Source organism: Vibrio sp. Y2-5, assembly GCF_014596725.1.
GTDB lineage: Bacteria > Pseudomonadota > Gammaproteobacteria > Enterobacterales > Vibrionaceae > Vibrio.
On sequence record NZ_JACVEG010000004.1, the window covers coordinates 60,301 to 84,742 of the forward strand.

Genomic DNA, 24,442 nt, shown 5'->3' on the forward strand with positions numbered 1-24,442 from the left:
CCAGTCATAAATAATAGGGTTATAGTATCATTCCAAATCAGTGCCGCTACAATAATAAATCTTTAAATCGATTCAGGACGTTACGATGGAAATATGGAAGAAACCAATAAGCTTAGACATCCTCAATGCAAGCAACAAAAACACCCTGATGGAGCATCTCAATATTGTGTATACCGCAGTTAGTGAGAATACAGTTACGGCGACCATGCCCGTATGTCATTTTACTCACCAGCCTTTGGGTATGTTGCATGGTGGTGCTTCAGTTGTCTTAGCGGAGACGTTAGGCTCAGTAGCGGCAAACTTCGCTGTAGATAATGAGAGTTATTGTGTTGGTTTAGACATCAACGCAAACCACATTCGTTCAATGCGTTCAGGACACGTTATCGGCACCGCTAGTCCTTTACACATTGGAGTTTCAACACAAGTCTGGCAAATCAATATTACCGATGATCGCGAGAGATTGGTCTGTACAAGTCGTCTGACGATTGCCGTTAAGAAAAAGCGTAATGAACGCCAGCAATTGCGTACTGAGGAATAAATGGTTATTGAATTCAAATACGGCAGAATTATCGCCACTCAGCACGAAATTGTGATTCGTTTAGACGGAGAGCATAGAGTTACCTTGCAAGCGAGTGCTGAAGCGGTTCAATTGATGGGCAATGGAGCAAATGTCATTGTGGTGAATTGCAGCGAGGCGAAATGGTCAATGAAACTTGATAATCAAACTCAGCTTGAACAACTCGCAGAATGTTTAGGTTGTTCTATTCACTAAAATTATTATCAACTCACTTGCATCAATAATTGAAAATAGGGAAACTCACTACAAGTTTGAGTTATGTGAGATTTCCTCTTTATGAGCAGCCCCCGCTTAAGAGTCCAGTTCGAAACGTTGTTTGAGCACTTCAATGGTCAAGATGCTGATGCTCAGCTAGAAGATGTTGTCGATATTTTGTTTTGTACACGCCGAAACGCGCGAATTGTACTGAATAAAATGGAAGAAGAGGGCTGGATAGAATGGCATCCAGCGGCAGGGCGAGGGAAACTCTCCAAACTCATATTTAAGAGAAGTCGGGCTGATGTCAGCGAAAATCTGGCTCGACGATATCTCGATGAGGGTAAGATTGGTCAGGCATTTTCCGTACTTGACCATGATGCGAGCAAGTTAACACAAGTCATTCAAAGCTATCTTGGCGTTCAACACCAAGAAGGGCTGCAAGTCGTTCGTCTTCCATACTACCGTCCGCTTTCTATGCTTAACCCGTTAAAGCCGATGCGTCGCTCTGAGCAGCATATCGCTCGTCAAATTTATAGTGGGTTGACACGCTTTGACGAAGAAGAGCAACTGAAGCCCGATCTTGCTCATTCATGGCAATCCATTACACCTGAGCATTGGCGTTTTTACTTGCGTCCGGGAGTCCGTTTCCACAATGGGAATCTGTTGACGACAGAAATGGTTGTTGAAAGCTTATGGAATCTTCGCTTCGTTAATCTATTTTCCCATATCGATAGAGTTGAAACACCAGCAGATTGCATCGTTGATATCTGGTTACAGAAACCAGACACGCGATTACCATTACTCTTAGCTGAATGTTGTGCAAAAGTATTACTGCCCGAATCGCAACGTGGGGAAACATTTGATTTAATGCCAGTCGGTACCGGACCGTACAAAGTGGTGCTGAACGATGAGAAACGGCTCGTTTTGCAAGCGTTTGACAACTATTTCGGCTTTCGACCTCTGCTGGATCGTGTAGAGGTGTGGGTCATCGATGAAGCCCATTCTTCGATGGTTTTTCCTAGCCTTTCTAATCCCGTTAAGAATAAAAGAGGTTCCTCAACTGAAGATGTGGACTTAGACCCTGGTTGTACTTATTTGCTTCTTAATCGTCGCCACGGTGTTGCCGCAGATGAAACTTGGGCTGAGTACCTATGCCACAAACTGAGTGCCATGAATTTGTTTAAATTGTTGCCTGAACAAAACATTGTTGAGCTAGGCGTGTTGCCAGCGCATGGTTTGAAACCCGGATGGTATCATCAGGTTCCAATAAGTCACAGTGTCACTCCAAGTGAGCCTAAACGCCTTACCGTTGCTTATCATGCCCAGCACCCAACGTTTCCTATGATTGCAAAGGCAATTGAGCAACTTCTCAAAGAAGATGGAATCGGCGTTGATTTTATTAAGTATGAATTAACGATTGAAAATGCAAGTGAAGTGGACATTTGGATTAAGCCGATGGGGATTGCAAGCCACAGAGATGACGCATTAGCAGGGTGGCTACTCAATGACTCTGATATTGAGCATTTAAGCCGACCTGATGATTTCCATCGATGGTTGGGCTTGATTGACCAATGGCGTGCAGAATCACAAGCAAATTTTCCCGGAAAAGAAATTGGGAAATCTCTTGTAGAGGCGCGACAAGTGATTCCGATGTTTCACTGCTGGCTTGGTGTCAGTAAAGATCAATGTGGTTCGTTGCAAAATGCTAAATGTAACGCTTTAGGTTGGTTCGATTTTAGTCAGGTATGGGTTAAGCCTGAATTTGAGTCCGGTTTAGTTGAATAGTAATTGAAATGGCAAAACCTAACAAAAAACAACCAGAAAAGAGTGTCGATATCTATTGCAGCAAATGTCGTACCCAACTATTTAAGTACAAGAAGGGTGGTAAGGGAGCACTCGTAAAATGTTTTAAAGAGCGAATTGTTCAAAACTACGTGACGGAAGCGTGTAAATGTCCAAATTGCGCCAGTGAATTTGCACGGGAATCTATGATAAGAGGCGCTCCCGCCTACAAAATCATCGGCGGAAAAGTCGTAACAAAGTAGTTCTTTCGTATGAGTTTTATTGCTCGATAATGGCTAAAAACGCTAATGAAAATTTACATTTTTAGCAAAAATGTAGGTAAATTGATCACGGTCGATAAAATCGATAATTTTTGTGCTTATGAGTAGCTTAACTTTATATAAGTGTTAAAATTGCGCCGTTAAATTTATTAGGCCAAATCATTTTCAATTTCTTGGAGTTGTCATGGAATTAGCGCTAATCATCACTTTTATCGTCGCGGCTTTGGTCATGGTGAAAAAAGAGATGGCTGAAAACAAATAATTTATCGCATTTACTTCATTTTTCTATACCTTTTTGAATGCAATAAACCACTATAATGAAGCCAGCTTTTGCTGGCTTCATTCGTTTTAGTCCACGTAAAACAACTTCTTAAGTATAATTTCTTAGAAAATATCGCTAATATCGATGTGTCATTCATTTATGTAACCGATAAGAGATTTGCAAACTCATTTGCGGAAATTTCTTAGAGTTTTACTTTTAGAATAAGGATATCGTTTTGCACAGCCCTATTACTCTTGAAGCACTGCATATTCTTGATGCAATTGATAGAAGAGGCAGCTTTGCATCTGCTGCTAATGAACTGAATAGAGCGCCTAGTTCTTTGAGTTATCAGATTCAAAAGTTAGAGCAAGACTTAGATATCATGATTTTTGATCGCTCTGGACACAAAGCTAACTTCACTGAAGCTGGAAAATTGCTGTTAGAGCGAGGTAGGGCAATTCTTTCCGCAACCGAAAAGTTGGTTAATGATGCGACTTTGTTGGCCAACGGTTGGGAGCTAGACATTACGGTCGCCTTCGATGGAATTATTCCTGTGGCTTGCTTTTTCCCTATGGTTGAAGAGCTAGGGAATGTGAGTAAAACGCGAATCAGGTTACAAGAGGAAATTTTAGCTGGTTGTTGGGAGTCTCTAGCCACTGACCGATCGGATTTACTGGTTTGTCCGAAAGTGGATACGCTGCCTCAAGATGTTAAAGCTGAAACGTTAGGCACTATGTCGATGGTTTGGGTTGCAGCAACTCACCACTATGTTCACAAACGAAGTGGTGAGTTTAATGAAGAAGCAAGGCAGAAGTATCGCGTTATTGCTATTGCTGATACGGCAAGAGATCAACCAGCGATGAGTGTCAATATCCTTCAGAAGCAACCCCGTCTAACGGTGACGAATTTCAATGCTAAATGTCAGGCGCTGGTGGAAGGTCTAGGTATTGGGTCTTTGCCAAAGCATGTCGCTGAACCTTTGATTAAGGAAGGTAAGCTTAAAATCATCAACGGTACTCAGCAATGGGACATGGAACTGATTATGGCATGGCGAAGAAACAAGATTGGCGAAGCGAAATCTTGGTGTATTCAATACCTTAAGAAAAATTGGAAGCTCGTTTAAGTTGAGTGATGGGCAATAGATCTTTTAAGATCCTATCGCCCCATTCATGATTTTTAAGGGTTGAGAGGCAGCACCATATCAGCGGTACCATCTTCGAAGTGCACATCAACTTCAAAGCCTAATCTTTGAGCCAGAGTTAACATCCCTCGGTTGGTTGGCATTGTCATTCCAGACATTTGCTTAGTGCCTTTCGCCTTACAGTAATCAATGATTCTACTCATCAATATCTTGCCAAGTCCTTTTCCTTTAACATCTGTACGAATGAGAATTGCAAACTCTGCATCGGTGTTTTCGGGGTTGATCAACGCTCGCGATACGCCAATAATTTCTTCCTTCGTACCGTCTTTAATTACGGCGACAAAGGCCATCTCTCTGTCGTAATCAATCTGAGTTAAATTAGCCAAAGCTTCATGATGAAACTCACCAACATCTGAGAAGAAGCGTTTGTACAGATCTTCTTTACTGACTTTTTTGATGAACTCTGCATGATGGGGCTCATCTTCCGGAAGAATTGGCCGCACGGTAATCCGTTCGCCGTCTTTTGCCATACATTCTTCGACTAACTCGGTTGGGTAGGGACGTATAGCGAGTCGGCTTTGTGCATCACCTTCAAATTTCTTCAAGGTTAAGTCTGCATCAAGTATGGTGAATTGGTTGCCGTTTACTAATACTGGATGGATGTCCAGCTCAAAGACTTGGGGGCACTCAACCACCATTTGTGAAATACGAACAAGAAATTCAGAAAGCCCGTTAATATCAATAGGCACAGGTAGCTTTTGCAGACGAATTTTTCCGCTACGTATGGCTCGCACGATAAGGTAACGCGCAAGTGTCATATTCAGTGGAGGGAGTGCTGCCGCAGCATCTGAAGCTTCATTCCATTCAGAGCCACCTTGACCAAGCAAAATTACTGGGCCAAAAGTACTATCGTGTTTAACCTTGATTCTTAACTCTTCACCGCCTGCAAGTTTAGCCATGCCTTGAACGAGTAGACCGTGGATATTGGCTGAAGGGTAGTGAAGCTGAGTCCGATCAAATATCGCGTTGGCAGCACTGGATACTTCTTGCGAGTTTCTTAGGTTCAACATCACGCCTTGTACATCTGATTTATGCGCAATGTCTGGTGATCTCAGCTTGACGGCTACGGGATAGCCGATCGTTTCAGCAATATGAACAGCTTCGCTTGCGTCACTAGCGATCCATGTTGGTAGCAAGGTGAAGTTAAAACACTTCAGAAAGTTACCAATTTGATGGGTATCTAAATGTAACTTATCGTTGTTGTCTAGATGTTCATCGATCCAAGATTTTGCTGCGTTAATTTCGGATACGTGCACCGCTTCAGAAGTTGTCGGTGTCTCCATCAGTTGTTTTTGGTTTCTTCTGTATTCAACTAGGTGCATGAATGCTACGACTGCACTTTCAGGCGTTCTGTAAGTTGGAATCCCAGCTTGGTTGAACAACTGCCTTGCAGGTCGAGCTGTGAGTTCACCGGACCAATTGGTCAGAATGTTAAACCGTCTTGCTCTTGGATGAGATTTAACTATGTCTATGACCGCTTGTGCTGTTTGTTCTGATTGAGCAATCGCTGATGGGCTGTGCATGATCAGAATTGCATCGGCATTATCACTATCCAACACTGCCTTTAACGCATTGATATAACGGTTATGATCCGCATCGCCGACGATATCAATCGGATTACCGTGTGACCAACTTTGCGGTAGGCATTGATTCAGTGCTTCGTAAACGGAATCTTCCAGTTCGGCTAAGCGTCCACCGTGGTCTAGCAAGGTGTCGGTCGCCATAATTGCTGGACCACCACCGTTGGTGATAATGGCAAGTCGTTCGCCGCGCAATGGAACTGAGTGGGTTAGGGTTTCTACAGCTGCAAATAATTCATGAGTATTGTTCACTCGCAGCATACCTGTACGACGAATAGCGGAATCGTAGATGATATCGAGCGTGTCATCTCCGCCGGTGTGCATTTGTGCTGCTTTTTTACCTGCTTTCGTTCTTCCGCCTTTTAGAACAAGTATTCTTCTATTGCGTGAGGCTGCCCGAGCTGCAGACATAAAACGTCTGGCGTCTCTGATTGTATCCACGTACAGCAAAATGGCGTCGGTATGTTTATCGGTACTCAGGCAATCGAGTAAATCGGAGAAATCTATGTCTGTTGCATTCCCCAAGGATACAAATGCAGAGAAGCCAATTTGTTTGTCGTTAGCCCAGTCAAGGATTGTGGTACAGACAGCAGCAGATTGAGAAATAAAAGCGATATTGCCCTTAGTTGCCGTAACGGGTGAAAAGGAGCCGTTAAAATTTACCCAGGGTAATATCAAGCCAAGGCTATTTGGCCCTAGTATGCGCATACCCGACTGCTTTGCTATTTCATTACATTGGGCTTGTATCTCACAACCTTGCGCGTCCAAAGTGTACATATCAGACGATAACACAATGACATTTGCGACACCGAGATCAGCCAATTGTTTAATTATGGTTACATTTCGGCTTGCATGTGTGCAGAGAATAGCGATGTCAGGTACTAAGGGAAGCGAAGCAATAGTCTTGTATGCCAGAACACCACAAACGGCAGGATAATAGGGAGTAACTGGCATTATCGCTCCATCAAATCCTCCCTGGAGTAGGTTCTTCATAACGATGTTGCCAGACCGGAATGGGCGAATAGAAGCACCAATTACAGCGACTGATTGAGGTTTAAGTAACTGACTTAAATTGTTCATGGTGATCTCGCCATATATCGACTCTGCTTATATCCTAACCAATTAATGGTATATCTGTTTGCGTATTTACTATCACTGTGATCATTAAAGCACTGTTCAAAGGCCACTTTGTGTTCTAAATCACACGTTACCGTTATATATTAGTTGCCTAAGCTTGATTCTAAGCGCCTCTATCGGCATGATTTAATTAATTACAATCAGAGCGTTAATAATTCCATGAAAAAAATTTCAATTGTAGGCTTGTCAGCAATTTTAGCTGCGTGTTCATCTGGTACATACACCACTGATGTCACCTCAGAAAGTCACCGCGAAGATTACAATGTCGCTACCGTCCAACAGCCTGTTGTCTCTGATTCCGGTATGGCGACAGGTATCACTGAAACAAATGTAGAGCCTAAGGTCATTCAAACTGCTCCTCAACCAGTTGAGAAAAAAGTCGTTAAGATGAGTCCTAAAGCAGCTACTGTTTCTATCACTCCACCTACAGCAAAACAAGTTGCAATGAATCCTCGCTATGGATACACCATTCAAGTTGTTGCTGTTGGTAGTCAAAACAAAGTGGATCAATTTGCTAGCAAATTGCCGAAAGATGGCCAGCCAATCTGGGAAAACTACAAAGTAGTTAATGGCACAAAATGGTATACGATTCTTTTTGGTGACTATGCAACGCGTCAAGATGCTGTAAAAGCTATCTCTGAACTTCCAGCGGATTTTCAATCCTTAAAACCGTTTGCGAAGAGTATTGACTCTATCAAAAATTCAGAATATCCAACGCTTAACAAGTTAAATTAAGCGTAGGTTATTAGTAGAAAGGGGCATTCGTGCCCCTTTTGACTGTTATCTAAGCAGTTAAAACAAACAATTGCTAATAACGGTGTAAGTTCCACTTGAATTTACTATGATAGACGAGCAATTTACTCAAAGATGTCACGGATATATCAATGACAAACACTACAATCCTTCTTTTATGCGGCGGCGGATCTTCAGAGCATGCTGTATCCCTTGTTTCTGCTAATTATGTGCAGCAGCAATTAGCATTAACACCTGAATTTGAAGTCATTCGTGTCGAAATGAATCAAGATGGTTGGTTCACTGAAAGCAACGAACTCGTTTATTTAGATACCAATACTGCGACTCTAAATGGCGACAGCTTGGTAAAGAAAGTGGATTTTGTCGTTCCGTGTATTCATGGTTATCCGGGCGAGACGGGTGATATTCAGTCAATGCTGGAACTGGCTGGAATTCCTTATCTAGGTTGCGGCCCTGAAGCAAGCAGCAATAGCTTTAACAAAATCACGTCTAAGCTCTGGTATGACGCACTAGGTATCCCGAATACACCTTATCTGTTTTTAACCGAGAACACTGAAGAATCCTATGAGCTTGCAAAACAAGCTTTCAATAAATGGGGTAAAGTGTTTATCAAAGCTGCTCGTCAAGGTTCGTCAGTAGGTTGTTACAAGGTCACCAAACTTGATGATGTTGCAGGCGCTGTTGATGCGGCATTTGGTTATTCTGATCAGGTTCTGATAGAAAAAGCGGTGACACCTCGTGAACTTGAAGTCGCTGCGTACGAGATCAATGGTGAGTTGCAAGTATCTAAGCCTGGTGAAATCATCGCGCCAGAGGACGCTTTCTACACGTATGAAGAAAAATACAGTGCTGACAGCCATTCAACAACAGAAGTTGAAGCGAAAAATCTAACAGATGAACAACGTCAAGTTATCCATCAAAGCGCAGTAAAAGTTTTTAAACATATGAAGTTAAGACACCTTTCTCGTATCGATTTTTTCCTTACATCAGAAGGGGAAGTGTATTTAAATGAAGTCAATACATTCCCTGGTATGACTCCAATTTCAATGTTCCCTAAAATGCTTGAGAACAACGGACATCAGTTTTCAGACTTTCTAGCTCAGTGTGTGAAAAGTTCTATTATTCCCAAGGCTTAAATGAGAAAAATTTGAGCTTCTCTTGTTCAGCTGTGCCTTTATTACCCACGTATTGGTAAGGCATAGCTGGACTAAGCCATCTTCCAAATTCTTGAATTTCTTTTATTTTATAACCTTGTTCAGACAGCTCCTGAACTGCCCCAACTCTTGCTGATTGTCCAGAAAATTTAAGTTCCGGTTTACCTAGTAAAGTACCTGCACTTCTTAGAATTCGAAATATCGATGAGTCATTGAGAATGCTCGTTGCAATGTTGCCATGTTTATCTATTGAGCGAAAAACATACTTGCTATCACGAGTGACTATTCGTAGCCATTTAGTCAGACAATTTGTTGCGTTTTGGGAAAGTTGATATTGAGATTCTCCAAACGATAAAACTAAATATTTATCATTAGTGCCGATTTGACTGAAAGTCAGACTTTTTAATTCGGAGCGTTTCAACGCGCATTCAAACATCACATGGTAGATCGCTAAATCGCGAATATCTTTGACCGATTTACTCGTCGAGTATTTTGCGTACAACTGCTCTAGGTGAATACTGGTAAAGCTAGTAGCTTGTTCTTCATCGCCTTTTTTATTAATCCGAAGAGTCATAAGTGTTTGTCTTACTTGAGGATTAGTTGTGGGGTCCTTAAGCGATAGTAAGCGATGTATAAGGCTAATTGTTACGCTGTAGCGTCTAATCGAGCTGTATTTTCGTACTTTAGCTTCAGATTCTAGGAATAGGCGAGTTGCTGTTACTGAAGCGGGAAGTGCCATGACAGATTTACTTTGGCAATAATTTACAAACAAATTCCAATCGTTCTTCAGAGCTAACAAAGAGTTATGGGCATAAGAGTGTTGTGTTAACTCATCCATTTGTTCTAGACTTACGGACTGATTAAACTCAGTAACCCTATGTTTTAGAATATTTTGATCTGTGACGTAAGTTAGCTTTTTTCTCATGCTGAAGCACTATAACTTATCAATTTGCTAAATAATATACTTGATAACCATGCGTATACAATTATTATTTAGTTAATACATTAATATGAGCAGATTAAAGTATGGCTAATGCGAGTTATCGAGGTTTCACACTTCAAACAGCTAAACAATCCGCAGATACTTGGCAGGTTCGAATTAAGAGCCATGTTCTGTCTGGTAATTTAGCCGCTGTTAAAAAAAGCATCGACTGGTGGTGTGATACTGCATCACTGATTGACCCCAGTGAATTTGAGTCTGTAGGCAAGAAAAGAGAGGCGCAAGGCTCAAAAGAAGAAAACTTTAATGGATTTACGTTAAAGAACGACACCGGCGAAGCTAACGCTTGGTACTGTTTTTTTAATGGACGGTTGATTAAAGGCTCTAAATTAGCTTTACAAAAACATATCGAAGCATATTTATTAGCAAAACAACGAGCAGCAGCTCAGCAGAGAAAGTAGTATGACTCTAGTATATTCGACCGAGACAGGTCGTATTAAGCAAGAACCAGAAAAAGTTGAAAGACCTAAAGGTGATGGCATTGTTCGAATTCATCGAGAAACTAAAGGTCGCAAAGGAAAAGGTGTGAGCATCGTAAAAGGTTTGGATTTAGATGATGCGCCACTAAAATTATTAGCTGCAGAGCTTAAAAAAATATGTGGTTGTGGTGGCTCCGTGAAAGACGGTGAGATCGAAATTCAGGGAGACATGCGCGATAAAATTAAAGCACACCTTGAGAAAAAAGGTATGAAAGTAAAACTTGCTGGTAGTTAATTCGTGCCCATTTAAATCTAGTAAAGAAAACTTCAGTGCTAGAATTCTTTACTAGATTTCAGTTAATAGGTAAGTCGTTTTAACCTAATAATCTAGAGTCACTAAAGGTTATCGGGTTGCTAGATTTGCTTTACTCAATAATGTTTCATTTCTAAGAGAAGTAGCGTAAGAGACCATATGCTTACTGCTTAAATTGTCGTCAATAATCTTTTCCATCCGTTTAAGTTTCCGTAATACTGCTCATGTGGCAACTTAACAAGAGAACCTTCATGCTCCGCAATTAGGGTAGGATATCCCGACACAGCTAAGGTTTGCATTAATGAGTGACTATGAAAAATATTCTCATCAAGTAACGTATTGCTCGAATCTGAGTTCATAAATTCAAGCCACACAGACATATCAATATCGAACTGACTAAATATTTTTTGTAGTTCGTCTAGTTTATAAACTTCCAAACCTTGGACATAATGAGCGTTTTGAATCGCTTTTAATGTTTTGAAGCAACTTACACCAAGAGATTCTGCAACCAGAATTGCCTTCGTAGGTAAGTAGGAATCAACAATAAATTCTTCACTGTCCCGTAGGCGTGCAATGTAGCTTTCACCAAACTCAACACCAGTTAAAGCAGCAATTCTAGGGTCTGCAGTCATGATGTGTTGTTTAAATTGTTCAGAAATACTTCTTTTTTCAATCATTCCACCTGGATGAAAAATTAGTTTCATCGATGGATGTTCTTCTATTGCTTGAATTAAAGATGTAGCTCCGTAACACCAACCGCACATAGGGTCATAGAAATAATGAATATTAGTCATGTTGTCGCTCCCAAATGATGTTTTCATTAATATGCGAGCTAATATATTAAATTGATAAGTTCAGAAAAATATCTAATTATAGACATCAGTGTTTCATAAAACGTACTAATCAAATGGATAGATTAAAAGCCGCAAGAGTGTTCATCGATGTTGCACAATCAGGCAGCTTTACTATGACAGCGGAAAGACTGAGTATGTCACGACCTATGGTTACCCGTTATATAGAGTCGATGGAAGAGTGGTTAAACGTTAGGTTACTACATCGTACAACAAGAAAGGTAACTTTAACGTCAGCAGGCAAAAACTGTTTAACACAGGTGGAAAGTTGGCTACTTGCAGGTGAAGCTCTTGCCGATCTCACTCATTCTGGATCAAACGATTCACTAAAAGGCAGAATAAAAGTTTCAACCAGTATGTCTTTTGGATTTTCCCAGTTAGTACCTGCCACAAAGCTCTTCATGGACAAATATCCAGATGTAGTAGTAGATATTAATGTCGAAGATACAGTTACCGATCTGGTGGAGCAGCAGATAGACCTAGCGATAAGAATATCTTCTAATCCTGATCCTTCATTAATTGGTAAACCAATTGCTGATTGCCACTCTGTTTTAGTCGCTTCTCCAGAGTATATAGCTGAGCATTCGGCAATTGTTAATCCTAGAGATTTGCTGAATCATAAATGTCTTGGTTATAAACACTTCGAACAACATGTATGGCACTTAAGCCATGGTAAACAGCATGAATCTATTGAAATCGAACCTTGCTTATCTGCAAACGAGGCTACAGTACTATTAAGTGCTGCAAAGTGTGGGATGGGGGTGACACTTCAACCCACGTATCTGGTTTCTTCGGAGATCGAATCTGGTTCACTGGTTCATGTTTTACCAGATTGGCAACCAAGTAAACTCAAGATTTACGCTTTGTATTCATCTAGAAAGTATTTATCTCAAGCTGTCAGGGCTTATATCGATTTTATCTCTGAGTACTTTTCAAAGCATCGATGGTAGCGACCATCTAGCAGCCCAAACAATAGATGACGATAAAGACGAATGCCTTAAAGCAGGCATGAATGACTTTATGCTTAAACCAATGCGTATCAATGAAATTTCTTTAGTAATAGAAAGGTTTACCGTCTAATAACTACATTTTTATCACAGATGATAAATGTAGTTATTAGGTATTTTATGGTAAATACTAATTATGTAAAACGCAGAGGTAACAGAGTAGTTATACGTGCAATACAGGTATGTTGTTCGAATCTAGAAAACCATATTTAACATAATACATGTAATGCGCACTGTGTTATGGGTTCTAATGTAGCGGCAATCGAACCGCAACTCATTGAGTTTGAATTGGTACTGCCGCTGAATCTTCATTTCCAGCATTTTGATGACCCTCATAAGTGGATGGGACTCCCCAAACGTTCCATTATCCTCATTGACGAATGCCATCAGTTTTTTCTTCCTCGTGCTAATGGCTATCGCGTTCCTGACGCTATCGCGGCACTTGAAACACATCGACACGGTGGTTATGACTTACATTTTATTACTCAAGATAGGACTTTATGTGATGCCAACCTAAGAAAACTGGTTGGTAAACACATTCACTTTTTCAATCCTTTTGGCGGTTCTCGCGTCACTCGTAAAGAAGCACAAAAGACCTTTGACCCAAACGACTATCACGACTCCAAACAAGCAACAAAGAAAGTCATTAAACGGGATAAATCGTTCTACGGGGTTTACTGGTCTGCGGAAATTCACACTCATAAAGGCAAAATCCCGATGATGTTTTATGTGGGACTGTTTTTGATATTGGGTATTGCGTTTGCGGTCTACACGTTCAGTAACAAGTTTTTGGTCGAAAAACCCAAAGTTGAAACGACAATCCCTGATGTATCAAGCTCTACAACGGTAAAAGATACCGGTTCTAATTCTTCTGACACCTTAGAAGAACAGCTAAAAACGCAGCTTAGCCAATTGGTCAAAGATGTTTATATATCTGGTTCAATCATGCGTGTAGGCTCTAAGTTCAAATCCTATGAATATGTTTTCTATCGTGCTACTGATGAAGCGATTTTTGACCCGTATTCGATTGGTTTGGTTGTTGAACCTATGGACAAGTGTCTTGCAAACGTAAAGCTTGGGGGCATTGTCTACCCTATAACTTGTAACCCGTTTTATGTTCGACAAGTTGTTGAAGACACTGATGAAAGTAGTAACGATATGGAGGGACTAGGTTCAAACCCTGATAAACATAAGCCTAATATTAAGCTGTTCTAGCCCCGCAGGGATAAGGGAGCAAGCCTGCGACCGAGGCACCAAGCCACTCGCTAAGGTTTATTGGTTCTCTTCATTAAACTGGCGCGGTTTCTAACTGACCATGCTAACTGGTCACAAATTGCTCCCTTCCTGCTAAGACCTCTTTCAATTATTCTTGTAAGAATGAATTATAAGTAGTGACATTAACATACAAGTTTGTTGATATTTTTACGTATTTGCAAAATAATAAGGTAATTTTATAACCTTAGAGATTTAATTTTGATTGGTGATATTATAAAAATGAATGGTTATTCTGCGGCTTCAGTTCTATCTATGTTTGTATCTATAGTTAGCCCTGGGGTCTTAATCAGCTTTCTTTACTTCCCCGAAGTTTTTCAAAAATTAGATACAATTAAAATTACTTTGTTAATACTATCGGCATCTTCACCGATATATTTTTTAAATTGTATTATTATTTCTATATTTACCTTCCTTTACAATCATGATAAGGAGCCAAGCTATTTCGCTATAGGTTTAATTGGTTCAACGGTAACTTTCGTCGTCTACTTTATTGCTATAATTGTATCTTATTTATCTGAATTTGGCTTTGACAAATTCCTTATTTCTCTAAGTGTAATAGAAGTTACTATAATGTTAATTATTTCTATCAATGTTTACTTGGACAAAAAAGAGTCAAAATCATAAACTAAACTAACACATAGGAAGTCATGAATTCACCATTTTCATGACTTTAAAAAGGTTTTTAGATTTGAATAAATAGGCATAAGTTCGTTCCCATTACATTCAGATTCGAATTCCATTAGAAATATAGCACTTATATATTTATTTTCACTATAATTTATTGGTGCCATGCAAAAATCTATGGCTTCAAATATTTTCACACAAGTAAGTTGAAACTTAATTAACACATTTTTCGGTTGACCCTTAATATAAAATGATTTTTTATCACCATTTGAATCAATGAAATCTAATTTATTTACCCTTCCTGAAATCATGTCATCAATACTATATTCATTAATTGAATAACTAGCACACAAAATCCCAGTAATTTCATTTATTTTATTTAGATGGTTACAAAAGTTCTCATCCACAATCTCAAGTTTACTTAATATATTTGTAAATTCAATTATATATTCTATTAGGGATTCTATAATCTCTTTATTTACAATCAAGTCGCCTTTTATCGCATCTGGGTACAGTGTATTGTGTAGATGATTTGGCTCATTAAAAACATCTTCATTTTTAGATAAATATATAGAAAACTCCTCTCTATGTTTAAAATAGTTAGTGAAGTTGTTTTGACTGTTAACCAATTCTATCTGTTTTGCTGACTGCACAGACCTGTGGTTGCTTGCAATGATTGCGACTGCTGGAATTATAAGCGCTAATACACCTAGAGGTACTTTAAATATTACTAGAAGGTTATTTATTCCCTTATAACTTGGTAAGTACACAAGATCTGAATGTATTACTATCCATATGGAAGAGCCAACACTCAGAGAAATGATTATCACAATTGTTATCCATAATGATTTGAGTTGTGTAATGCTTTTATTTGCTACCACTTCAATATTTCCTAAATTTTTGGTTTGTTTAGATTAGTTAAAAATCGAAGCGTGATCAATTGATTACTAAAGTATGCCTGTAAAATTATTTTAGAAAGTAGTCTTGAATACTTTATTAGTTTACTAGTAGTTTTTAGCTCTAATTCTGCCCCGATTTCTAGGACACTTATTGCAGTTAATAGTCTCTGTGGCGTTATTCCTTGTCCGTTGGGGAGTACTAGATAATCACCTTGCATTTGAAATCCTTCCCAGTCGGGTTTGCTGTGCAGTTCTCTGCCTTTAATCATGCGCATAAGTCTCTTGCATTCGGGTGGTATGTCTGTTTTACCACCGTCCCACAACTTGACTTGCCTCACAGTTTTAAACATAGTTCTGCGGTCTCTTCAACGGTTAAACCGTATAACACTTCCCTGAAAAATAGGTTTTTGTGCATTTTGCTGTACTTCATGTTTTTCCACCTTGTAAAAGGTGGAAATGTAAACCATGATTACGTTAATAATGAGATGCTAAAACTTTGATTTATAAGGACAAATATTTACCACAAGACGAAATTATCACTACTTGTCTTTGAAGTGCTGTTCCATTGTAATGTCAGTGGCAGCGACCACAACACAATCCAACGCAACACTTAATTCATTACCTACTGTTGCAATGATGAGCATTAATTGTTCTCTATATCTTTCATGATTGACGTGCTTAATGCGAGTTAAAGCTATAGATATACTTACCCATGTCATCATAGCTTCTGTTTTAGCAGACATTGCTAATTTAAACAGAGGGTCATCTACTGTAAACAATGCTTTTCGATAGATAATTAGAATGAGAGAATGAAACGGTTCATTGTTTACAGGTTCATCCAACTGTGTTTTTAACAAATGAAGATGTCGAGATATATAATCTTCTCTGTATCTAAGCTCGACATCTTGGGCGTTGAGCTTCATATCTGAACGCTGTAATTCAATTTGTCGAGCTAGAAATAGTAGTGAGAAGAAGACTAATATTGGACCAAGTACTCCGCCAAAATAGCTTCCAAATTCAGCCCAGCGTTGATGATTCGCTGAAAAAGCGCCTTGGAAATGCCACCTATAAACAGCAAAAACAATTATTATCAATATTCCTGCTATTACAACGACCTTAGTTTCCTTAGATTTCATCATTACCTCGTTAGCGCTAAGTGGTGAGCAACGTTAACCACCGAGAGTTGTATATTCGTCTAGAATGCTTTGGTTAGCAGTAATTACCATCTAGCGTAATCGTATTGTTCAAATCTAAAGCTATTCGCATGACCAAAACCGTCTAGGTCCGGAAATAACGTTAAATACCTAACGTCAAATGTACCAGATAATTGTTCTAGTATTTTTTGTTTATTCTTAGCTTTAATAACGAACGCGATATAATCATCTTCCTCGCTTTCTATTGCTAGGCTTCCAAATTTATTATCTACAACTCTACTATAGAGGAACTGAGCGCTTTGAGCTGCAATACGCTTAGTAACTACAGGAGGTTCCCATGTTTGAGGGTGGGTAAATATAGGTAATTTATCGAAGATTTCTTTATAAGTTCGCAGCTCTGACTTAGCTTCACCACCACCTAGTAAATCAGAATGTATACCAAAAAGTAATCCATCTTTTTCAGGTTCAGATGAACAGGCAAACCACAAAGCGACTAACATATTTCTACTACAATCAATTAGTCTAGTCGCAGCTCCATGATGCTGAAGTTTCGCTAAAAGCTCAAAATCAGAAAGCCTCCTCCCATTTTCAAATCTGTAACCCTGATGTTCTGCTCTTGCTAAAAGTGACATCTCATAACGTTGCATATTTGATTCAGTGACGTGACTATTTTTTAGACTTAAACGTCTATATGCACCGCTGTGTATTAGCCAGTCTGCATTTCCCTGCCCACGCCATAGGTAAACATTCCTAGATTTTGGTCTATGTTCCTGAGTAGCTGCCAAAATATCAGAAACTTTACTTGGGCAAAAAGAGCGCCCCCATAAATTGTGCTCGATAACTTTCATATATTTCCTAACAGTACCTTTTAGCTAAAATCGTTCTGTACTAGTTTAGAAGAGAATACATAATGTAATTATCTATCGCATTGTTTTATTTACCTAAAACAAGGTGCTAGACACAAGGTTTAGACGTGCCGGAACAACATCTCATACGAACACGTATGAATCATTAAGTGATAGAATAAAAGATAAGTTCGTGTTTAATGTATGAGCCGACACGTTCCCAGTTAAATCAATCTTGATAGCATGCGTGCATACTTGATTAATTTGGACGTGGTTTTGATTTCAATCTCGGATTCTATTTCTAACACGCTAATTGCAGTAAGAAGTCTCTGTGAAGTAATTTGTTGACCATTAGGAAGGATCAAATATTTTCCACGCATTTGAAACCCATTCCAATCGTGTTTGTGATGCAGTTCTCTGCCCTTAACTAATCGCATTAGTCTTTTGCATTCTGGCGGTATGTCAGTTTTTCCGCTATCCCAATACTTGACCTTCCTCACAGTTTAAAACACAGCTCTGCCGTCTCTTCGACCGTTAAGCCGCATAACACTTCCCTGAAAAATAGATTTTTGTGCATCTTATTGTACTTCATTTGATTTCACCTCTTTAAAAGGTGAAATGTAAATTAAAGTTTCATTAAAGATTTACACTTAAATGCCTGAAATCTAATTAATTTGATTTACCATAAGGCGAAATAATGCGCACTTGTCATGCCGGAGAAATTTAGTGATGTCCGGTTTGGGCAACTTAGAAATATCCTCTTATGCTTAATGGGCTTTCATTCACTTGATGACCAAAACCGATGCTAATTCCAATGGCGACCGAGACATTCTACGGTTTAAAGTTCTAACAGACGTACGTGAACATCGACTTAGCCAAGTTGATAATGCCCTACATTCTTTGATTCTTTTCCTCAACTATTTCTTCATTCAGTAATTCGACAAACAAGTTCTTTACCATATTAAGGAAAATGTTTGGTTTCGCCGTCTTCGTTTATCCATAGGTGAACAATTGTTTCAAATTCAATTGGAGCCTTTGATGTGGCTGACTTTCGGAATACGTATCAGGAATATATTAGTATTTCCTCAAGTAATTATGGCAAAAGCGCGCATATAACCCATACTTTTTTCATGGATTAGACCCTTATCTGGGTATTCTTATTTTTGTTAAGGACGCCAATTATGATTAAAACCATTTTTCATCAACAACTGGCAGACAATGCAAACCTCAAAATTGATTCGCTAGGCGAAATTCCTTCGCCACGGCCTATTTGTCGGCAAGACAATGGTAGCTTAAACATCGGATTCCAAGCTTTAGACTGTCATTTGAGTGAGCCTATCAGAGACAAACTGGCATTACGTTGGATCAGTAAAAACGATGAAATTGTCGATTACAGTTACCTAGACTTATGCCAACAAACAAGTCGATTTTCCGATATGTTATCGCGACTTGGCCTACCTCAAGGTAGCCGTGTGTATAGTCTAGCTGGACGTAGACCTGAATTGTATATCGCAGCACTGGGCACACTTAAAGCCGGTTGTGTTTTTACGCCGTTGTTTTCCGCATTTGGTCCGGAACCCATTCGTTCCAGAATGGAAATCGGTGATGCAAACCTTATTATTACTACCCACAGTTTGTATCGTAAAAAACTGAAAAATTGGTGGCGCGAGTTACCAAACATGAAAGCCGTGTTGCTTATTGATGGCAATCCGGATGATGAACCCGGTTGCTACGATTATATGAGTTTGATGTCGGATGCAGACCCCAAACGCGCATGTGAATTTACGCAAGCTGAAGATATGGCTCTACTTCATTTTACTAGCGGAACAACAGGTAAACCCAAAGGTGTCATTCATGTGCATGAAGCGGTGAAACACCACATCAATTCTTCCTTCTATGCATTGGATCTAAAACCGAACGACATCTACTGGTGTACCGCTGATCCCGGTTGGGTGACGGGAACAACCTATGGAATTATTGCTCCACTTTGTCACGGTGTCACAATGATTGTAGACGAAGCGGAATTTGATGCAGAACGTTGGTACCGGATTCTGCAAGATCAACAAGTCACCGTCTGGTATACAGCTCCAACAGCTATAAGAATGTTAATGAAGGTTGGCGAAGCACTTCCTAAGCAATTTGATCTTTCTCACCTGCGTTTTATGGCCAGTGTTGGTGAGCCTCTCAACCCTGAAGCAGTTGAATGGGGTGAAAAAGTATTAGGTATGCCCTTTCATGATAATTGGTGGCAAACCGAAACGGGTGGCATCATGATTGCCAATGTTCCCTGTAGGCCAATTAAACCCGGTTCTATGGGCAAGCCGCTTCCAGGTATTGAAGCAGGAATATTGAACCCCGATAGTGATGGTGTTCTTCAAGTCGAAACAAAGCCCATGACGGTCGGAGAATTGGCTGTCAAGCCGGGTTGGCCATCAATGTTTCGAGGCTACTTGAATCAGCCAGAAAAGTACCAGTCATGTTTTACAGACGATTGGTATCTCAGTGGCGATTTGGCAATGAAAGATGAAGACGGTTATTTTTGGTTTGTTGGCCGCAAGGATGATTTGATCAAATCTTCAGGCCATTTAATTGGTCCTTTTGAAGTCGAAAGCGTTCTAATGGAGCATCCGGCAGTCAGTGAAGCGGGGGTCATCGGCATCCCCGACCCTGTTGCAGGTCAAATAGTTAAAGCATTCGTCGCTCTGAAACCGAATTTTACTGCGAACGACGACTTACTACAGTCTCTACTAGGACTCGCTCGAAAACGTCTTGGTGCCGCTGTTGCCCCTAAAGAAATCGTATTCCGTAACAATCTGCCTAAAACGCGCAGTGGCAAAATCATGCGCCGATTACTCAAAGCAAGAGAACTTGGTCTACCTGAAGGTGACATTTCTACCTTGGAGAGCGATGAACGATGAAACAAAGAATCCATATCAATCGTCAGCACTTACTTGGTCAACTTGAGCAAATGCTGCGAATTCGACGTTTTGAAGAAAAATGCGCCGAGCTTTACGCCCAGGAAAAAATACGCGGATTTCTCCACCTTTACATTGGCGAAGAAGCAATAGCGGTTGGAGTTATGTCTACATTGAGTGCGCAAGATCAGATCGTTGCGACCTATCGAGAGCACGGGCATGCATTAGCTCGCGGAATGAATATGGGCAGCATATTGGCTGAAATGTATGGACGTACCAATGGTTGTAGTCATGGTCGTGGTGGTTCGATGCACTTGTTTGACAAAACGCTGCGTTTTTATGGTGGTAATGCCATTGTCGGTGGCGGCCTTCCGCTCGCTACTGGGTTGGCGATGTCCAATAAGAAAATGGAACGAGATGCTATCGCCGTTTGTTTCTTTGGTGAAGGTGCTGTGGCTGAAGGGGAATTTCATGAAAGCTTGAATTTAGCTGCACTGTGGGGTCTTCCAGTGCTGTTTATCTGCGAGAACAACCGATACGCAATGGGCACTGCCCTTGCCTTTTCTGAATCAGAAATTAACATCGCCAAAAAGGCACAGAGTTACGGCATAGAGTCTGTTCAGGTAGATGGAATGAATGTTGTCGAAGTTGAGGCGGCAGCATCAGAGGCCGTGGAGTATATAAGAGAAAATAAACGCCCCTATTTCCTTGAATGCCAAACCTACCGCTTCCGTGGACATTCCAGTTTCGATACTCAACTATATCGCGATAAACAAGAGATCGCTCAATGGGAAGAAAAAGGCCCAGTTAAACAGTTGATCAAATGGCTAAAAGATAACTCACATTTCCAAGCTCAGGAACTATCTGATATTGAAGCGAGAGTAGCTCAGGAAATTAGTGATGCAATAGCATTTGCGGAAGCTGGAGAATGGGAATCGGTCGAGCAATTAACTCGTTTTGTGCATAGCCCTGAAGTGAGTCCATCAGTAAATATTGAAAAATCGGACCAACCGCCAGTGACCATGACGTACCGAGAGGCATTGCGTGAAGGTATTCGTGAGGCATTGGAGACAGATTCACGAGTTTATCTCATGGGTGAAGATGTTGGACGATATGGTGGCTGCTATGCCGTCAGTAAAGGATTGCTTGATCAGTTTGGTCCAGAAAGGATCATTGATACACCTCTTAGCGAATCGGGATTTGTCGGTATTGGAGTCGGGACTGCGTTAGGTGAGATGCGACCAATTGTGGAAGTGATGACGGTTAACTTTAGCCTGCTCGCCATGGATCAAATCATTAATACAGCGGCGACTTTGCTGCACATGTCCGGCGGTCAATTCAATGTTCCGGTTGTGGTGAGAATGGCTTGCGGTGCTGGTAAACAACTTGCTGCTCAACATTCACATAGTTGGGAAAACTTCTATGCTCATGTCCCAGGGTTAAAAGTCCTTAGTCCGGCAACCCACAACGATGCCCGTTATATGCTTAGTCAGGCGCTGGCCGATCCTGATCCTGTCCTTATTTTTGAACACGTTATGTTGCTTAATGAACAAGGTAACGTTTTTGATGCCCCAGATGCGCCAATGGATAAAGGAATAGTGCGCCGCGAAGGAAAGGACATCACATTAATTACTTATGGAGGGAGTTTGAACAAATCCCTTCAAGCCGCTCAACAGCTTGAAAGCGACGGTATCTCCGCAGAAGTCATTGACCTTCGTTCGTTAAGACCACTTGATAAAAATACGATCATTTCGAGTGTGAGCAAAACTCATCGAGCCGTGGTTATTGATGAAGGTTGGTATACCGGAAGTTTGGCTGGAGAGATCAGTGCAATCATTATGGAACAGGCATTCTGGGAGCTTGATGCGCCTGTCGCAAGGGTTTGCACAGAAGAAGTTCCGATCCCTTATCCTCAACATCTTGAGCAAGCAGCTATTCCTCAGTGTGAAAAAATTGTACGCGCAGTTAAGGCAACATTACAGGCTCCAGATTGGCAAACTGAGGGAGGTAAAGATAAAAATGGATAACAATAAAAATTCAAATACGGTTATTGATATCACTATGCCTGCCCTCGGTGCCGATATGAGCGAAGGTACACTGCTCGAATGGCTAGTTAAACCGAATGACTTGGTAGACAAAGGTGCAATTATCGCTGTTATTGAAACGAGTAAAGGCGCTATTGATATGGAGTCTTATCATCGAGGTAAGATTCGAGAGCTACTGGTTTCCCCTGGTACTAAACTTGCTGTCGGAAGCGTAATGGCCCATATGGATAGTGACGAAAAACTGACAGAGGCTACACCTTTACCTGCTGTTTCTCCTGCTCCTATTCAGGAAGTCTCAACGAAAATTGAACATGAATCACCGATTGAGCAAGCTGCTATTAGGGTAGATGATAAAACACCGCACAAAGATATAAAACGAACTCGCGCTTCACCACTGGTTCGTAAGACGGCCTACTTATCTGGTCTGGATTTAACAGGTGTCGTCGGTACAGGTCCACAAGGAGCAATCATATATCGAGATTTAGCAAATGCTGCTCGCTTGCAAGAAGCCAAAGAGTCAAAACCAAATTTACAATCCGATTCATCGAATATGTCTCCGATGCGTCAGGCCATCAGTGATGCTATGAGCCGTTCTAAACGAGAGATCCCTCACTATTACCTCTCGTTAGAGATTGATTTAACCAAAGCGCAAAAATGGTTGGGCGAACAAAATCAGAACAGAGAACCGGAACATAGGTTATTGCTTCCAGCCCTGTTGTTAAGGGCAATTGCTGATCAACTCACTCACTTCCCTGAACTCAATGGTTTTTATGTTGATGGACGTTTCGCGCCTTCGCCATCCGTTAACATTGGTAATACGATAAGTTTACGAGAAGGTGGACTTGTTATCCCTGCAATTATCGATGCCGACCAATTATCGCTAGACCAATTGATGGAGGCACTACGAGATCTTGCTGAACGCAGTCGTCGTGGGCGACTACGCAGTTCAGAAATTAGTGAAGGCACAATTACGGTGACGAGTATTGGTGATCGTGGAGCAGACAGTATTACCGGCGTCATTTATCCGCCTCAGGTTGCGATAATTGGCTTGGGGCGGCTTCGGCAGGCCGCAGTAGTCAAAGAAGAACACTTGAATATTGGCGAAGTGATGACGGTAACGCTCGCCGCTGACCACCGAGTTAGTGATGGAATAACAGGTGCACGCTTTTTGCGAGCACTTGCTAAACAACTGCAACATCCGGAGGCTTTATGAACAGCAATAACATTGCGTCTCTTATCGCAGACGCGGTAACACACATCGCACCAGAAATTGAGATAGAAGATATCGATCGAGATGAGGATCTCAGAGAAGAATGCGATCTCGATTCAATGGACTTTTTGAATTTGCTCACTTCACTTAAGAAAAGTACACAAGTCAGTATTCCTGAAAGTGACTACAACAAAGTTCGTAGTTTTAATCAACTGTTGAACTATATCCAAGAGCATAGTGCTTAGCGGAGAACAACTGCGTGCTTTGAAATACTTAAGTGGATTGTTCGGCGCTAGGTGTTGTTTGGACTTAGCGCTTAATTGTGAGCAATTCCCGTAACCCCTACTATTATCTCGAATACACTCTACTGAAAGAGTGACAATGTCACATACATTGAATCACTACTATTTATTTAACTTCTGACGTCAATATATCCATTCTTCCTCTTAAAGCGTTTTCGCCTTCTAGATTTTCTTTCTATTAAATTCGTTTTTGTTTTGTTCTAAATGTTCAAGCTATTACATATAGGGCTTATAGCAGTAGTGAGTAATCACACTGTCACGCCACAGCATAAGATTCTGCATAAAAATACCCCTTGTAACTCCCTGTGTAATAAAATTACATATCATGAGAAATAAAAATCAAAACAGACAAATGCTCTGCAATAAGCAGTTGTAACTAAAGCTTTATTTATTGAATTTCTGTTTGTTTGAATGATTTTTGAGGTGTTTGTGTGGGTGGTCATGAGGTACAAAAAAAGGCACTTACGTGCCCTATTTGTTTACTGTTCGTCTTGTTGGCTTTTCTCTTGCCTTATTTGTTGTGCAATAATCTTTATTGCTTCTGCGGTACTTATGCCCTGCGCCATGAGAGCTTGTATTTTTTCAACCGCTTCTTGTTGTTCGGCATGGCTAAGTTGTGGAATATCATCAAACATAAAAAAGGCTCCTGAATAAGGAG

23 protein-coding genes and 1 pseudogene are annotated in these 24,442 nt (G+C 40.5%); 15 read left to right on the top strand and 9 right to left on the bottom strand.

Annotated features, from left to right (window positions below; all coding sequences use genetic code 11):
* The first annotated feature begins 85 nt into the window (after positions 1–85).
* From HUO09_RS12675 to HUO09_RS12695, 5 genes are all read left to right on the top strand, one after another.
* Entirely contained in the window at positions 86–538 is a 453-nt protein-coding gene (locus tag HUO09_RS12675) for a hotdog fold thioesterase (RefSeq protein WP_167411299.1), read from the top strand.
* The gene (locus tag HUO09_RS12680; protein WP_167411300.1) at positions 539–772 is read left to right on the top strand and encodes a DUF3389 domain-containing protein; all 234 of its coding nucleotides are present in this window, start codon (positions 539–541) and stop codon (positions 770–772) included.
* A gap of 81 nt (positions 773–853) precedes the next feature.
* Positions 854–2,560, top strand: a complete 1,707-nt coding sequence (locus HUO09_RS12685) for an SgrR family transcriptional regulator (RefSeq protein ID WP_188234202.1) — start codon at positions 854–856, stop codon at positions 2,558–2,560.
* An 8-nt stretch (positions 2,561–2,568) separates the two neighbouring features.
* Positions 2,569–2,820 (top strand): hypothetical protein, encoded by a 252-nt coding sequence (locus HUO09_RS12690; protein WP_188234203.1) that lies wholly within the window; start codon positions 2,569–2,571, stop codon positions 2,818–2,820.
* A gap of 515 nt (positions 2,821–3,335) precedes the next feature.
* Positions 3,336–4,223 (top strand): LysR family transcriptional regulator, encoded by an 888-nt coding sequence (locus HUO09_RS12695; RefSeq protein WP_167411303.1) that lies wholly within the window; start codon positions 3,336–3,338, stop codon positions 4,221–4,223.
* 53 nt (positions 4,224–4,276) lie between these two features.
* On the opposite strand, the gene HUO09_RS12700 is transcribed toward HUO09_RS12695, so the two are convergent.
* Positions 4,277–6,961 (bottom strand): bifunctional acetate--CoA ligase family protein/GNAT family N-acetyltransferase, encoded by a 2,685-nt coding sequence (locus tag HUO09_RS12700; protein WP_188234204.1) that lies wholly within the window; start codon positions 6,959–6,961, stop codon positions 4,277–4,279.
* Positions 6,962–7,177: 216 nt separating this feature from the next.
* Here HUO09_RS12700 and HUO09_RS12705 point away from each other — a divergent pair, with 216 nt between their 5' ends.
* Both HUO09_RS12705 and HUO09_RS12710 read left to right on the top strand, forming a co-directional pair.
* Positions 7,178–7,753, top strand: a complete 576-nt coding sequence (locus tag HUO09_RS12705) for an SPOR domain-containing protein (RefSeq protein ID WP_167411305.1) — start codon at positions 7,178–7,180, stop codon at positions 7,751–7,753.
* Between the two features lie 149 nt (positions 7,754–7,902).
* Positions 7,903–8,907 (top strand): D-alanine--D-alanine ligase, encoded by a 1,005-nt coding sequence (locus tag HUO09_RS12710; RefSeq protein WP_167411306.1) that lies wholly within the window; start codon positions 7,903–7,905, stop codon positions 8,905–8,907.
* On the opposite strand, the gene HUO09_RS12715 is transcribed toward HUO09_RS12710, so the two are convergent.
* Positions 8,891–9,850 carry a tyrosine-type recombinase/integrase gene (locus tag HUO09_RS12715; protein ID WP_167411307.1) on the bottom strand — a complete coding sequence of 320 codons (960 nt, stop codon included), beginning with the start codon at positions 9,848–9,850 and terminating at the stop codon, positions 8,891–8,893. The two genes, HUO09_RS12710 and HUO09_RS12715, sit on opposite strands and share 17 nt — an antisense overlap.
* Positions 9,851–9,951: 101 nt before the next feature.
* On the opposite strand from HUO09_RS12715, the gene HUO09_RS12720 reads away from it, so the two are divergent.
* Entirely contained in the window at positions 9,952–10,326 is a 375-nt protein-coding gene (locus HUO09_RS12720; RefSeq protein ID WP_167411308.1) for a DUF3319 domain-containing protein, read from the top strand.
* Between the two features lies 1 nt (position 10,327).
* A complete protein-coding gene (gene yciH / locus HUO09_RS12725) occupies positions 10,328–10,639 on the top strand; it encodes a stress response translation initiation inhibitor YciH (protein WP_042487096.1) in 312 nt (103 codons plus the stop codon).
* A gap of 188 nt (positions 10,640–10,827) precedes the next feature.
* Here the strand turns inward: yciH and HUO09_RS12730 are convergent, their stop codons facing one another.
* The gene (locus HUO09_RS12730; protein WP_188234205.1) at positions 10,828–11,451 is read right to left on the bottom strand and encodes a DsbA family protein; all 624 of its coding nucleotides are present in this window, start codon (positions 11,449–11,451) and stop codon (positions 10,828–10,830) included.
* A 113-nt stretch (positions 11,452–11,564) separates the two neighbouring features.
* On the opposite strand from HUO09_RS12730, the gene HUO09_RS12735 reads away from it, so the two are divergent.
* Together HUO09_RS12735 and HUO09_RS12740 are read left to right on the top strand one after the other, a co-directional pair.
* Entirely contained in the window at positions 11,565–12,458 is an 894-nt protein-coding gene (locus HUO09_RS12735; protein WP_188234206.1) for a LysR family transcriptional regulator, read from the top strand.
* Between the two features lie 297 nt (positions 12,459–12,755).
* Positions 12,756–13,730 (top strand): zonular occludens toxin domain-containing protein, encoded by a 975-nt coding sequence (locus HUO09_RS12740; protein WP_188234207.1) that lies wholly within the window; start codon positions 12,756–12,758, stop codon positions 13,728–13,730.
* Between the two features lie 722 nt (positions 13,731–14,452).
* Here the strand turns inward: HUO09_RS12740 and HUO09_RS12745 are convergent.
* From HUO09_RS12745 to HUO09_RS22560, 5 genes and pseudogenes are all read right to left on the bottom strand, one after another.
* Positions 14,453–15,295, bottom strand: coding sequence for a hypothetical protein (locus tag HUO09_RS12745; protein ID WP_188234208.1), 843 nt, complete (start codon positions 15,293–15,295; stop codon positions 14,453–14,455).
* Positions 15,296–15,306: 11 nt separating this feature from the next.
* Positions 15,307–15,743 (bottom strand): annotated as a pseudogene (locus HUO09_RS22330) (regulator).
* Positions 15,744–15,852: 109 nt separating this feature from the next.
* A complete protein-coding gene (locus HUO09_RS12750; protein WP_188234209.1) occupies positions 15,853–16,452 on the bottom strand; it encodes a hypothetical protein in 600 nt (199 codons plus the stop codon).
* Positions 16,453–16,532: 80 nt separating this feature from the next.
* On the bottom strand, positions 16,533–17,315 hold the full coding sequence (locus tag HUO09_RS12755) for an FRG domain-containing protein (RefSeq protein WP_188234210.1): 783 nt from the start codon (positions 17,313–17,315) through the stop codon (positions 16,533–16,535).
* A 221-nt stretch (positions 17,316–17,536) separates the two neighbouring features.
* Positions 17,537–17,749 carry a DUF3653 domain-containing protein gene (locus HUO09_RS22560; protein ID WP_306464309.1) on the bottom strand — a complete coding sequence of 71 codons (213 nt, stop codon included), beginning with the start codon at positions 17,747–17,749 and terminating at the stop codon, positions 17,537–17,539.
* A 744-nt stretch (positions 17,750–18,493) separates the two neighbouring features.
* Here HUO09_RS22560 and acsA point away from each other — a divergent pair.
* Genes acsA through HUO09_RS12780 form a run of 4 tightly spaced genes read left to right on the top strand, consistent with a single transcriptional unit; the run spans position 18,494 to position 23,727 of the window.
* Positions 18,494–20,230, top strand: coding sequence for an acetate--CoA ligase (gene acsA / locus HUO09_RS12765; RefSeq protein WP_188234211.1), 1,737 nt, complete (start codon positions 18,494–18,496; stop codon positions 20,228–20,230).
* On the top strand, positions 20,227–22,254 hold the full coding sequence (gene pdhA / locus HUO09_RS12770) for a pyruvate dehydrogenase (acetyl-transferring) E1 component subunit alpha (protein ID WP_188234212.1): 2,028 nt from the start codon (positions 20,227–20,229) through the stop codon (positions 22,252–22,254). The genes acsA and pdhA overlap by 4 nt, the downstream gene beginning before the upstream one ends.
* Positions 22,247–23,485: a dihydrolipoamide acetyltransferase family protein gene (locus HUO09_RS12775; RefSeq protein ID WP_188234213.1), complete on the top strand. Its 1,239-nt coding sequence runs from the start codon at positions 22,247–22,249 to the stop codon at positions 23,483–23,485. The genes pdhA and HUO09_RS12775 overlap by 8 nt, the downstream gene beginning before the upstream one ends.
* Complete coding sequence (locus HUO09_RS12780; RefSeq protein ID WP_167411314.1) at positions 23,482–23,727, top strand: acyl carrier protein; 246 nt, start codon at positions 23,482–23,484, stop codon at positions 23,725–23,727. Before HUO09_RS12775 ends, HUO09_RS12780 begins: the two co-directional genes overlap by 4 nt.
* A 536-nt stretch (positions 23,728–24,263) precedes the next feature.
* Here the strand turns inward: HUO09_RS12780 and HUO09_RS12785 are convergent.
* The gene (locus tag HUO09_RS12785; protein WP_167411315.1) at positions 24,264–24,419 is read right to left on the bottom strand and encodes a YoaH family protein; all 156 of its coding nucleotides are present in this window, start codon (positions 24,417–24,419) and stop codon (positions 24,264–24,266) included.
* Positions 24,420–24,442 lie beyond the last annotated feature (23 nt).